Genomic DNA, 12,626 nt, shown 5'->3' with positions numbered 1-12,626 from the left:
GCTGGGCGGCAATTCGGATCAGGCGCCGCCGGCACCCTCCGCCTGCTGACGCAGCGCGGCTTCCCGCTGCTGCAGCTCGGGTGTGAACTCGGCGCCGAAATCCTCGGCTTCGAAGATCGGCCGGATCTCGAGATCGGACGGGCCGGGCATCGGGTTAGGGCATTTCTTCGCCCATTCGATCGCCTCGTCGAGCGACGCAACGTTCCAGATCCAGAAGCCGGCGACCAGTTCCTTGGTTTCGGCGAACGGGCCGTCGATCACCGTGCGCGAAGTGCCGTCGAAATGAATGCGTGCCGCGCGCGAGGAGGGGTGCAGACCTTCCCCGGCGACCATCACGCCTGCCTTCACCAGTTCCTCATTGTAGCTCATCATCGCCGACAGCAATTCCTCCGACGGCATTTCGCCGGCTTCGCTCCATTGAGTCGCCTTGACCAGAACCATCACGCGCATCTGCTTTCTCCTTCATGTTGGCGCCCTAAGGACGTTGCCCGATGCGGCGCCCCGACATTGCCGCCGAAATTTTTTGAGAATTCCACCTTTCCCGGCGCGCGCGCGGCTGTCCAGACGAGATCGGGCGATTGCGGGCCTGGGGCAAACCCGCCTAGGCTTCGCCCAATTTTCATGACTGGATAGGATGTCCATGCTCCGCCCGCTTCTGCTTGCCTCCACGATTCTGCTCTGCGCCTGCGCCACCTCCACTCCGGTCGAAACGATGGCCACGCCGCCGGCCGCCGCGGCACCGGCAACGGAAGCCGTGGCTGCAGCGCAGCCGAGCGCCGAACTGGCCGCCTTCTTCGAAGCTTATGACAAGGCGCAGCTCGCACAATCGCCGCTCGCCAAGGCGTACCGTGGCATCCGCGACGCGGATTACGGGAAATGGGACGAGGTCAGCGATGCTGCGGCTGAAGCGGACCGTGCGCTCGAGCTCAGGACGCTGGCCGAACTGCGAAGCCGCTTCGACCGCGCGGCGCTCTCGCCCGAGGACCAGCTGAGCTACGACATTTTCGTCAATCGGGTGGAGCGTGGCGAGCTCCTCTATCCCTACCGCAAGCAATCCTATGTGTTCGACCAGATGAACGGCGCGCAAAGCGAGGGGCCGGCCTTCCTGATCAACATCCACCGGGTCGACAGCCTTGCCGATGCCGAGGCCTATCTTTCACGGCTGCAGACGCTCGGCACTTATCTCGACCAGTCGATCACGGAAGCCAAAGCGCGCCAGGCGCTCGGCATCTTGCCGCCCAAATGGGTCTTCCCATACGTGATCGACGATGCCCGCAACATCATCTCCGGTGCCCCTTACGATCCCGGCGCCGATAACGCCTTGTTCGCCGACTACAAGGCGAAGGTGGGCAAGCTCGACATTGCTCCGGCGGAGAAGAGCCGGCTGATCGAAGCGGGCCGCAGGGCGCTGGTCGAGGAGGTGAAGCCTGCCTATCAACGCGTGATCGCGCTGATGGAGGCGCAGCAGAAGGTCGCCGGAAGCGACGACGGCATCTGGCGCTTCCCCAACGGCGCTGCCCAATATGCGGCTTTGCTGCGTTTCTACACGACGACCGACATGAACCCGGAGCAGATTCACGCTTTGGGGCTGCAGCAGGTGGAGCGCATCCACGGCGAGATGCGGGCGATCATGGCCCGGGTCGGCTTCACGGGCAGCCTGCAGCAGTTCTTCGAGAAGATGCGCAACGACAAGCAGTTCACGCTGTCGAACGACGAAGCCGGGCGGCAGACTTATCTCGCCGAGACCCAGAAGGCCAATGCGGAGATGGAGCAGCTGCTGCCCCGATATTTCGGGACGACGCCGAAATCGCCTTTGGTCGTGAAGCCGGTCGAGCCATTCCGCGAAAAATCCGCGGGCAAAGCCTTCTACCAGAGCCCGGCGCCGGACGGGTCCCGCCCGGGCACCTATTACGTCAATCTCTACGACATGAAGGACATGCCGACGACGGAGATCGAGGCGCTCTTCTATCATGAGGGGATTCCGGGCCATCACCTCCAGCGCTCGGTTCAGACCGAGCTCGGCTCGAAGGTGCCGCCCTTCCGTCAGTTCGGCGGCTTCACCGCTTATAGCGAGGGTTGGGGGCTGTATTCGGAGCGGCTCGCCAAGGACATGGGCCAGTATAAGGATCCCTATCGCGATTTCGGCCGCCTGCAGCTGGAGCTGCACCGCGCGATCCGGCTGGTCGTCGACAGCGGCCTTCACCACAAGAGGTGGACCCGCGCGCAAGCGATCAAATATGTCGAGGACAATTCCGCCGACGCGAAGGGCGGCATCGTCAAGGCGATCGAACGCTACATCGTCTACCCCGGGCAGGCGACCGCATACATGGTCGGCAAGCTCAAGATCGAGGAACTGCGCGAACGCGCCCGTGCTGCGCTCGGCGACAGGTTCGACATCAAGGGCTTCCACGACGCGGTCCTGCTGTCCGGACCGGTGCCGCTCGACATCCTCGAGCGCAATGTCGACGATTGGATCCGGCGCCAGCAGGGCTGACCGCAGTCAGCGTGCCGTCAAGCCGAACCAGCCGCCGCGATCTTCCCGGGCAAGCGGCGGCAGGCCGGCGGCCCGGCCGATCGCCTCGACATAGTCGGCGATGCCGCTGGCGCGGTCCCCGGCAGGCACGGGCCGGCCCGGGGGCTCGCTCCAGATCGGGATGAACCCGGCCTCGATCCTCCCGTCCTCGTGCCACCGGACGCGGCCGATCATCCCGTTTACCGCCTCCGGGTGGAATGGCGCGAGACTGTAGGCAGGGTCGGGCTCGAACCCGAACAGGCGCTTGCGCCGTTCGGCCCACTCGGCGCGCGCCGGATGGTCCTGGGCGGGGCTCAGCGCGTGCGTGACGACGACACCGTTGCCAAGGCCATGAAAGATCGGCTTGCCGAAGTGGAATTCGATCCCGCGGGCGATGTGGGCATGGTGGCCGACGACGATGTCGGCGCCGGCGTCGATCGCGGCGAAGGCGAGCGGCCGCTCATAGGGTGCAAGGGCGGCGGGACGGTGCGTGATGCCCTTGTGCAGGGCGACGACGAGCAGGTCGGCCTCGGCACGGGCGCGCGTAATCTCGTCCGCCATCTGCGCGAGCGATTGCGGATCGGCTTCGACGAGATCGGCCTGGGGGCGGCTCGGCCCTCCGTCGGCGGCCCGAACCTTCACGTAGGCGCTGCCTGCTCTGTCCGGGGCCGCCCAGCTGAGCTCCGGCCCGACCGCATTGTAGCTGAGCAGCGCGATCCGGCGGCCGCCGCGCTCGACGAAGGCAGGTGCACGTGCCGCCGCAAGATCCGCGCCGGCGCCGGCATGAGCAATGCCGAGCCGATCGAGTTCGGCGATCGTGTCGGCGATCCCGATTGCGCCGCAATCGGCGATATGGTTGCCGGCCATGCTCACCGCGGCGATGCCGGCGCGCGTAAGGGCAGCGAGATGATCCGGATCGGCGCCGGGCGCGGGCACGTCGCCGGCACGTTCCTCGCCGCGCCGCGTGTGCGGCACTTCGAGGTGGCCGATGACGAGATCGGCCGGGTGCAGCAACGGCGCGATCCCGGACAGCCAGTGATCGGGATCGGGAACGTCGAGGATGATGTCGCCAAGGAAGCGGAGGTCCAGCGCGGCCACCTTCAGACGATCCCGGCTCCGCGGAGACGTGCGATCGCCGCTTCGTCGTAGCCGAGCCCCGCGAGGACTGCGTCGGTATCGTCGCCGAGACGAGGCACGGTCGGCATCTCGGCGGGAGGCTCCACCTTGAACCCCGGACCGACCACCGCCAGGGACTGCTGCGTGCCGGACAGCGCCGCCTGGTGCAGCAAGCCGCGCTGGGCGAGGTGGGGATCGGCGGCGATCTGCCCGACGTCACGGATCCGCGCCGCCGGCACGCCTGCGGCGGTGAGGTCGCGCTCCAGATCGGCGGCGCTGCGGGCGGACAGGTAGTCGGTCAGCCACGCCTTCAATGCTGCATAATTTTCGACCCGCGCCTGGTGGTCGCGAAAGCGCGGATCGTCGATCATTTCGCCATGGCCGAACACGCGGAACATGGCGGCGATCTGGTGCTGATGATTGGCGCCGAGCGCGATCCAGTCATCCGCGGTGGGATAGAATTCCGCGGTGGCGACGAGGCGATAGCCGCGGTTGCCGGTGCCTTTCGGCGCCTCGCCGGTATAGGACCAGACCGAGACTCCGGTCGCGATCAGCTTCAATGCCGCGTCGAGCATGGCGACGTCGCAATATTCGCCGACGCCGGTGGCGTCGCGCTTCCGCAGCGCGGCGAGCAGGGCGATCACGCCCAGGTAGCCGGAGAAGGAGTCGACGATCGGCATGCCGACCTTCTGCGGCCCGTCCGCATTGGCGTTCATGACAGCCATGCCCGACACCGCCTGGGCGATGTGATCATAGGCGCCCCAATCCTTCATTGGCCCGGTCTGGCCGAAGCCGCTCAGCGAGAGCAGGATCACGCCGGGATTGTCGGCGCGGAGGGTCTCGTAGCCCAGCCCCAGGCGCGCGAGCACGCCGGGACGGAAGTTCTCGACGACGATGTCGGCTTCCGAGGCCAGCCGGCGCGCGATCGCGAGACCTTCCGGGCTCTTGAGGTTGAGCGTCACCGATTTCTTGCCGGCATTCACCGCGGCGAACGGAATGCTCATCTTCGGCAAACCCGCATGTTCGGTGTAATGGCGAAAGGCGTCACCGACCTCCGGCGGCTCGATCTTGATCACCTCGGCGCCGAGCTGGCGCAGCATCTGGGTGCAGGTCGGGCCGGAGATTGCGTGGGTAAGATCGACCACCTTGATGCCGTCGAGCGCATTCATCGGCCTGCTCCCTGTTCGGAGGCGAACGCCCCGCTGTCTTCCAGCGCAAACCGCGCCGCTTCGTCGAAGCCGAGTGCTTCCAGGATCGCCGCGGACTCGGCGCCCGGCATTCCGGCCGCGATCGGCGCGCGCGGCGGGCTGGCGGACAGGTGGAAGGGAAGGCCGAGCTGGACCACCGGCCGGTCGTCGCCTGCGACCGGAACGTCACGAACCATCTCGCGTGCCCGATTGTGCGGATCGGCGAGCGCCTCGGCGATCGACAGCACCGGCATGGCCTGCGTTCCGGCCGCGGAGAGCAAGGCGAACCAGTCGTCGCGGCTGCGGGTGCGGAACAGCGCCTTGAGCTCCGCTTCGACCGCGGGATGCTGCGCAACATCGTGCTGGAGCGCCACGAGGTCGGGTCGGCCGATCGCAGCGCAGAATCGTGCCCAATAAGCGGGCTCCATGTCGGTGGTGCAAAGCCAGCCGCCGTCGGCGCATTCCCAGACGCCGCCCTTCGGGTGCCAGGCGCCGCCGGGTGGCGGAAGGGCGTCGAGATCGTCGTGCCGGCCCATCGTCACCATCAGCAGCGGCATGCTCGCATCCGACATCGCGATGTCGGCATGCTGGCCGCGCCCACTCTTCTCCCGCGCCTGCAGTGCGGCGAGCATGGCGATGGTCGCGTGACAGCCGGCGAGCACGTCGGCGACCTGAAGGCCGGGAAGGGTGGGGGTCGGCAGCCCGTTCAGCCGCGACAGCGCGCCGGCGAGCGCAAGCGCGGCAGGATCGTGGCCGGGCCTGCTCGCGTAGGGGCCGGTCTGCCCCGCGAACGAAACCGAGCAATAGATCAGCCGCGGGTTGAGTTCCGCCATCTCGGCATAACCATAGCCCATCTTCGCGAGCACGCCCGGACGGTAATCCTCGATCAGGATGTCGGCTTCGGCGATCAGCCTGTGCAGCACCGCTCGCGCCTGGTCGTGCCCGGGATTGATCAGCAGGCTGCGCTTGTTGCGGGTATAGGTCGGGCGCGCCCGCCGCCTTGTCGCCGCGTTCGGATCCTCGTCGGAGCCGAACATCGCCTTGTGCTTGGCAAGCTCGCGCGGATGCTCGATGCGGATCACGTCGGCGCCGAGATCGGCCGCAATCCAACTGGCATAGGCGCCGGGAAGGAAGCGCGAGAAGTCTACGATGCGAAGGTCTTCAAGCGCGGACATCGGCGCCTCCGATCCGGCTGCGGGCGCGGCGTCCTGCCTCGCCCTCGATGAAGGCGGTGACATCGGCTTCGATGCCTTCCATGTCCGCACCCTCACGGCTGAAATTGTCGACGCTGAGCTGCAGCACCGGGAAACCGGCGTCGCGCAGCGCGCGGATCACGAACGGATCGGCATCGCGCAGCGCGACGACGCCGTCGACCTGGTGGCTCTGCGCCTCGCGAACGTTCCACGGCCCCGCCCAGGTGGGCATCCGCAATTCGTCGCCCATGGTCATGAACCGCGCCGCAAGCGCGCGCATCGGATCGCGGCCGCCTTCAAGCGTGCGGATATAGCCGTCCGCCGCGAGGGCGAGATACATCGACCAGACGAAGACGGCGCCGTGGCTTTCTTCCCATTTCTGGTAGAAGCCCATCTCGCTCCAGAGGCCACGGCCGACCCACATCAGCCGCACCCGCTCGTGCGGCACGGCGGCGAGGCCGTTTTCCACCCGCGCGGCCACCTCCTCGTAGAAGGCCTTGGCCGCGTCGCGCGCCCAGATCGTGCCGCGATGCCATTGCGGCACCATCGTCGCCGGCATCGAGTCCACGATCGAGATCGGTGCGGGAATGGTGGTCGCGATCAGGTCACGCGTCCGGCGGTAATATTCCTCCTGCTCGTTGACGAGGGTCATCACTTCGGCGAATCGCGCGCCCGAGAAACGGCGCCCGGTGCCGCTCTCGACAGCCGCGATCACGGTTTCGAGCTCGGCGACCATGAGATCGATCCGCTCGGGCTCGAGCACGTCGGCCCACCGCTCCGGCAGGTCCTCCCACCAGCGGATCGTGATGTCGGATCGGGGATCGATCGTGCGCTCGTACAGGAACGGCGTCGCGCCCGTCGCGTCCGCCCATTCACGGAAGATTTTGCCGGCAGGGTCGCTTGACAGAATGGCGTGAACGAAGTCGGGCTTGGGAAGACCGCCCCATGGCGCGGCGTCCGGATCCTCGTCGAAGGCCGCAGCCAGGCCCTGGGCGCTGTAGGCCTCGACATCGGTCGGAAAGTCACGCGCGGCGAGCAGCGCGCTGTAGCGGCTCGACTGCTGCTTGGCAGCGACGATCGAGGCCCACCATTGATTGATTACGAACGGCATGTCGAACGCGCGCAAGATCTCCTGCGGCGCATTGGCATTGACGATCGCGAACGGCGCGCCCTCGGCAACCTGGGCGCGAACCGACGCGAACCAGTCGCGCTGGTAGCGGCCGAACGTCGCGACCGATTCCAGCGACTTGCGACTGCGCGCTCCTGCGGCAGCCTTGGGCGCTGGTTCGGCGGCCGTCGGCGCCGCCCCGTGCAGCGGCGCGCCGGCGAGCACCCGTCCGATCTGCCGGGCGAAATCGGGGCTTCCATCCGATGGGGTGCGTAGGGCGACGAACGGGGCGTCGGGCATCGCGCGGCGGATCGCGGCAATATCCCACGGCGCGGCTTCGTCTTCGTCGATGGTGATATGGAGAAGCAATTCCGCGCCGCTTTCCGCCAGCCGCTCGGCGAGCGCGCGGGCGCGACTTGCCGGTGGTGTCGCGCGCGCGACGACGCGCAGGCGCGGATCCGTCAGGCCGTCGAGCGTGGGCGCAGGGGCGATCGGATCCAGCAGCGGCGCGCCCCAGCCATGATCTTCCCCGACGATGATCGCGCCGGAAGCCTCGATCAGCGCATAGAGGGCGGCATGTTCGTGCGGGCTGCCGGTGACGAATACCGGCTTTCCCACGAGAGGCGGCAGAGCGTCCGTGGCGCCGAGCAGATCCGACAGCGCAGCCTCATATTGCGCAGGCGGCAGGATCGAGGCTGCGCCCGCGATCCGCAGCATGTCGGTTCCGGCGATGCGACGTTCGCGGCGCAGTCCGGCGAGCCTCGCGAACAGGCTCCGCTGCCGCGCGGCGTCTTCGAGCGCCCTTTCGATCGATTCGGGAGAGACGGAGCCTCCGCCGATCATCTCGAGCCACGCGACGCATTGATCGAGGCGCCGGCGGTTGTAGCGGCGCGACGAGTCCCGATCGAGGTGGAGCAGATCGAGGAAGTGGATGTGGCGGGGCACGCTCTCGCCGAGCCTTGCGAGTTCGCGCAGGGCCGCGAAGATCTGCGGCTGTTCGGAATCCGCGTGGGTGATCAGCAGCGGAACATCGCGATGCGCAGGATCGAGAATCTGCTCGAGCAGCCGCTTGCCGCGCGGGCCCATGGCGGTGTCGCCCATCCAGGCATCGGCGCGCGGCGTCGCCAGCCCGGCCGGCGCAACCAGCCGCACCGGCAACACCCCCGCGGCGAGCAGCAGCTCACGCGGTGCATCGACTCCGAGCGTGCGCACCACCGGCCGATCCGCTGCGGCGATGACCGTGGCGGGATCGTCATAGGCGCAGGTGAAGCGCTCGAACATCAGACCACGCCTGCCGCCGCCAATGCCGCGCGCCGTTCGGCCGTGTAGCCGAGCAGGGTGCCGTACACCGCGTCGTTATGCTCTCCGATCCGTACCGGCAGCGCGTCGTCGAAGCCGGTTCTCGCGGCCGAGAACTGGATCGGGACACCGGCGGTGCGCAAGTCGATCTCCGGATGGTAATCGGGATGGGCGATCGGCATCGTCTCGTTGCGCGCGACGACGCGCGGATCGACCAGAGCATCCTCGGGATGGCGAACCGGCGCCACCGGCACCCCTTCGGCTTCCAGGCGGGCGACGACATCCGCCAGGGGCAAAAGGCGCGCCCAGGCGTTGATCCGGTCTTCCAGATCATGCGCGTTGGCAACCCGCGCGTCCCGGGTCGCGAAGCGCGGATCGTCGCCGAGTTCCGGCTGCTCCATCGCCCGGAACAGGCCGCCGGCCAGTTTCTCGTGAACCGCCACCAGGGCGACATAGCCGTCGGCGCACTCGAACACCCCGAAGGGCGAAAGGCGGCGGACGGTGAGGCCGGTGCGCGACGCCATGCCGGCGGCAGCCATTGCCGACCAATTCTCGATCGCGACGAACGAGGTGAGCGCGCCGAGCATCGACACGTCGACATGCTGACCGATGCCGGTACGGTGCCGCTGCTCGATCGCGGCGAGGATCCCGATCACGGAGAAGACCGGCGCCAGCATGTCCGCGATTGGAATGCCGAAGCGCACCGGCGGCTCGCCCGGCTCGCCGCTGCTGAACATCGCGCCGCTCAGCGCCTGGATGATCACGTCCATCGCCTTGCCGCCGTCCAGATCGTCGGCGCCGAAGCCGCTCAGCGAGCAATAGACGATGCGCGGGTTGGCGGCGCGGGCGGCTTCGTAGCCGACGCCGAGACGATCGGCGGTGCCGGCGGTGAAATTCTCGACGACGATGTCGGCCGTGCGCACCAGATCGGCGAAGATCTCCTTCGCCTCGGGCTTCTTGAGATCGAGCGCGACGCCATATTTGCCGCGGGCGCGGGTAAGGTGGGAGATCGAGATGTCGTCGTCGTGCCGCCGCTCGACGACGATGCCGTCGCGGCCGACATAAGGGCTGTTCTCGCGTGCGAGGTCGCCGCCTTGCGGCTGCTCAACCTTGATCACCTCGGCGCCGAGCCCGGCGAGCAGCAGGGTGGCATAAGGGCCGGCGAGCGCACGGGTGAGGTCGATCACCCGCAGCCCCTCGAGCGGGCGCGGTGGCGTTTGGGTCATCCTCTGGTCTCCGAAATTTTGGGTGCGGCCGCGCCGCAGCTGGTGTCGTTGCGCGTCTTGCGCGCAGATATCAGGGCTTGCGCCGCGTCGAGCACCGGCCCGCCATCGATGCCGAAGGCAGAGAGCTGATCGGCCTGCAGACGCGCATAGTCGCCATAGAGCTGGTCGAAACGCGACTGCTCGGCTGCCGGCAGCGGCTGGAATCGGATGCCGTGCGCGCGGCCGAATGCGATGCCGGCCTGCTCCGCCTTCAGGATCTCGCGGCCGAGCGCGGCTTCCCAGACCGGCTTCGAGGCTGCGAGGAGCGCCTGCAGGTCGGGCGGCAGCCGCCGCCACGCGCGATCCGACATGGCCCGCGCCGGATAGGCGCCGCGGCTGAAGTGGACGCTGGTGAAATAGCGCGCCACTTCGGAGAAATGGAGGCTGCGGATCGTGTCCGCAGGCGCGACGACCCCGTCGATCACGCCCTTGGCGAGCGCCGAATAGACTTCGCCCATCGGCATGTTGACCGGATCCGCGCCGAGCCGCTTCAAAACGTCGATCGCGTCGCTCTGCGCCCGCAGACGCAGGCTCTTGAGATCGGCGAGGGAGCGAACGGGCCGGTTGCGGGTGAGCACGCCTGGAAAATTGCCGCCCTGGACCGCAAGAACGTGCAGGCCCTGGAGCTCGTCTCCGAAGGCCGGGAAACGCGCCGCCAGGCAATCATAGACCCGCACCTGATCGGCGAGATCCTGGACGCCGCCGTAAAATCCCGATTGCGCCCGCAGCATGTGGGCGCCGCCGCGCGCGTAGATCGGCGTGATCAGGCCGATATCGGCAATGCCGTGGCGGATCTCGACCATGCTCATGTCGGACGAGATCAGCGAACCCGACCAGAAGGGCTTGAAGGCAATGCGGCCGCCGCTCGCCTTCTCGACCTGCCGCATCCACTCGATGTCGGCACGGCTGAAGGGATGGGTCGGTGGATAGGGGCTGGCATAGGTCAGCACATGCTCCGCGGTCGGCGGCGGCGCCGAGCAGGCGGATGCCCAGGCGGCAAGGATCAGCAGCAGCACGTTGCGCAAGGTCATGCTCCCGCCACCTCGGGCAGCCAGAGGGTAAGAGCCGGAACGGCGATGATCAGGCCGAGATGAAGGAAGTCGGCGATCAGGAAGGGAATGATGCCGCGGAAGATGGTGCCGAGCGGGATGTCCTTGGCCATCGCCTGGATGACGTAGACGTTGAGCCCCAATGGCGGATGGACGAAGCCGATCTCCATCGTCCGAACCAGGAAGATTCCGAACCAGATCGGGCTGAAGCCGAGATCGACGGCGATCGGCAGGAAGATCGGGGTCGTCAGCAGCATCAGCGCCAGACCGTCGAGGAAGGATCCGAGCAGCAGCAGCACGAGCGCCATGACGATGATCGCGATCACGGGGCTGGCATGGAAATCGGTCACGGCGCCGGAGAGGACGTCGGTGATCCCGGTCACGCTGATGAAGGTCGCGAACAGGATCGCGCCGATGATCACCACGTAGATCATGCCGGTGGTGCGCAGGGTCGCGCGCAGCGCCTCGGCGAAGGCCGCCCGGCTGAAGCCGCCGCGCAAGGTCCAGAGCAATAGGGCGGAAACGACTCCGACCGACGCCGCCTCGGTCGGCGTGAACCAGCCGACCATCAGGCCGCCGATGACGAAGACGATCAGCAGCAGGATGTCGATAATCTTGCGCAACGCCGGCAGCCGCTCGCGCCACGGCACGCGCGCTGCGCTCGGCCCCAGCGCCGGCTTCAGCGTGCACAAGATGGCGATCGCGATCATGTAGAACACCGCCTGGCTGAGCCCGGGGATGATCGCGGCCGCGAACAATCTGCCGATCGACTGCTCGGCGATGATCCCGAACACGATCAGCGCGCCCGATGGCGGGATCAGCGACCCGAGCGTGCCTCCGGCCGCGAGCGCGCCGGCCGCGAAGCCGGGATGGTAGCCGGCCTTGCGCATCTCCGGGAGGGCGACGGAGCTGATCGTCGCCACCGTGGCGAGGCTGGATCCGCTGATCGCGCCGAAGCCGGCGCAGCCGCCGATCGATGCCAGGGCGAGGCCCCCGCGGCGATGGCCGACGAATTTGGCGGCGACATCGAAGAAGTCACGGCTGGCCCCTGCGGCGAAGCAGATGTGCGCCATCAGCAGGAACAGGGGCAGCACCCCCAATTCGTATTTCGATATGGTTTCGAACGAGACGACGCCGCTCTTGATCAAGGCCGCCTCGGGCGAAATCAGCAACGCCAGGCCGCCGATGCCGACGAGAGCGAGACTCACACCGATCGGCACGCCGAAGGTGAGCAGGATCAGGAGCAGCGCGATCCCGGCGAGACCGACCAGTTCGGGAATCATGCGGCGCGCCTCGTTGCGGTGCGGAGAAACAGCATGGCGATCAGCAGCGCCGCGGCGATCCACAGCAGTCGCAGCCACCGCAACGGAATGCCGAGCAATTCGGTCTGCTCGAAGCCGGACCAGAGATCCGACGCCACCCAGGCCGAGCCGGCAGCGATCAGGAGAAAGAGCAGGGTGCCGAGCAAGGCGGCACCCCTGGCGAGGCGACGGGCGGTTCCGGGCCGCAGCCGCTCGGTAAGGATGTGGACCGAAGCGTGCGCGCCGACGATGGTTGCCGCAACCATCGCGGAGGACGCGATCAGGACCACGGAGGCCTGGACGACCTCGATCGAGCCGAGCAGGTGAAAGCCGGTGTGGCGGCCGGCGACGGCGATCGCATCGGCTGCGGTCGCGATCAGCAGGCCGGCGGAGCCGATCCAGTAGGCGGTTCGGCCGAGCGGGCCGGCCGCAGCCTCCGAATGCGCGCCGGGCGGATCCGATTCGGCGGTCACGCGAGACCCTCGCAGGATCTGGGGATGCTCATCTTTTCCCTCTCCGGGCGCCTTTTGCCGGCGCCGTCGGTTGCAGTCTCTTGAGCGGACCGTATGATTTGCAGAATAGCCAATTCGTATTAT

General features: G+C 67.6%; 10 protein-coding genes. 1 reads left to right on the top strand and 9 read right to left on the bottom strand.

Translation table 11 applies throughout. The features are described 5' to 3' along the window. Nucleotides 1–18 precede the first annotated feature (18 nt). A complete protein-coding gene (locus ETR14_RS01165; protein ID WP_129382978.1) occupies nt 19–450 on the bottom strand; it encodes a YciI family protein in 432 nt (143 codons plus the stop codon). Nucleotides 451–640: 190 nt separating this feature from the next. On the opposite strand from ETR14_RS01165, the gene ETR14_RS01160 reads away from it, so the two are divergent. Further along, nucleotides 641–2,494 (top strand): DUF885 family protein, encoded by a 1,854-nt coding sequence (locus ETR14_RS01160; protein ID WP_129382977.1) that lies wholly within the window; start codon nt 641–643, stop codon nt 2,492–2,494. 6 nt (nt 2,495–2,500) lie between these two features. Here ETR14_RS01160 and ETR14_RS01155 read toward each other — a convergent pair whose 3' ends face one another. From ETR14_RS01155 to ETR14_RS01120, 8 genes are read right to left on the bottom strand one after another with little or no spacing between them, the layout of a single operon-like run. Next, nucleotides 2,501–3,610, bottom strand: coding sequence for a CapA family protein (locus ETR14_RS01155; RefSeq protein WP_206185936.1), 1,110 nt, complete (start codon nt 3,608–3,610; stop codon nt 2,501–2,503). Nucleotides 3,611–3,612: 2 nt separating this feature from the next. Then, on the bottom strand, nt 3,613–4,797 hold the full coding sequence (locus ETR14_RS01150; protein ID WP_129382975.1) for a CaiB/BaiF CoA-transferase family protein: 1,185 nt from the start codon (nt 4,795–4,797) through the stop codon (nt 3,613–3,615). Continuing rightward, on the bottom strand, nt 4,794–5,990 hold the full coding sequence (locus tag ETR14_RS01145) for a CaiB/BaiF CoA-transferase family protein (protein WP_165356258.1): 1,197 nt from the start codon (nt 5,988–5,990) through the stop codon (nt 4,794–4,796). Before ETR14_RS01145 ends, ETR14_RS01150 begins: the two co-directional genes overlap by 4 nt. Continuing rightward, a complete protein-coding gene (locus ETR14_RS01140; RefSeq protein WP_129382973.1) occupies nt 5,977–8,397 on the bottom strand; it encodes a 2-hydroxyacyl-CoA dehydratase family protein in 2,421 nt (806 codons plus the stop codon). The genes ETR14_RS01145 and ETR14_RS01140 overlap by 14 nt, the downstream gene beginning before the upstream one ends. Further along, nucleotides 8,397–9,641: a CaiB/BaiF CoA-transferase family protein gene (locus ETR14_RS01135; RefSeq protein WP_129382972.1), complete on the bottom strand. Its 1,245-nt coding sequence runs from the start codon at nt 9,639–9,641 to the stop codon at nt 8,397–8,399. The genes ETR14_RS01140 and ETR14_RS01135 overlap by 1 nt, the downstream gene beginning before the upstream one ends. Next, a complete protein-coding gene (locus ETR14_RS01130) occupies nt 9,638–10,711 on the bottom strand; it encodes a TRAP transporter substrate-binding protein (RefSeq protein WP_129382971.1) in 1,074 nt (357 codons plus the stop codon). Before ETR14_RS01130 ends, ETR14_RS01135 begins: the two co-directional genes overlap by 4 nt. After that, nucleotides 10,708–12,012 (bottom strand): TRAP transporter large permease, encoded by a 1,305-nt coding sequence (locus ETR14_RS01125; protein ID WP_129382970.1) that lies wholly within the window; start codon nt 12,010–12,012, stop codon nt 10,708–10,710. The genes ETR14_RS01130 and ETR14_RS01125 overlap by 4 nt, the downstream gene beginning before the upstream one ends. Further along, nucleotides 12,009–12,503, bottom strand: coding sequence for a TRAP transporter small permease subunit (locus ETR14_RS01120; protein ID WP_165356257.1), 495 nt, complete (start codon nt 12,501–12,503; stop codon nt 12,009–12,011). Before ETR14_RS01120 ends, ETR14_RS01125 begins: the two co-directional genes overlap by 4 nt. Between the last annotated feature and the right edge of the window lie 123 nt (nt 12,504–12,626).

The organism is Sphingosinicella sp. BN140058, assembly GCF_004135585.1.
Lineage (GTDB): Bacteria > Pseudomonadota > Alphaproteobacteria > Sphingomonadales > Sphingomonadaceae > Allosphingosinicella.
This window is presented reverse-complemented; position numbering and strand designations above follow the sequence as displayed.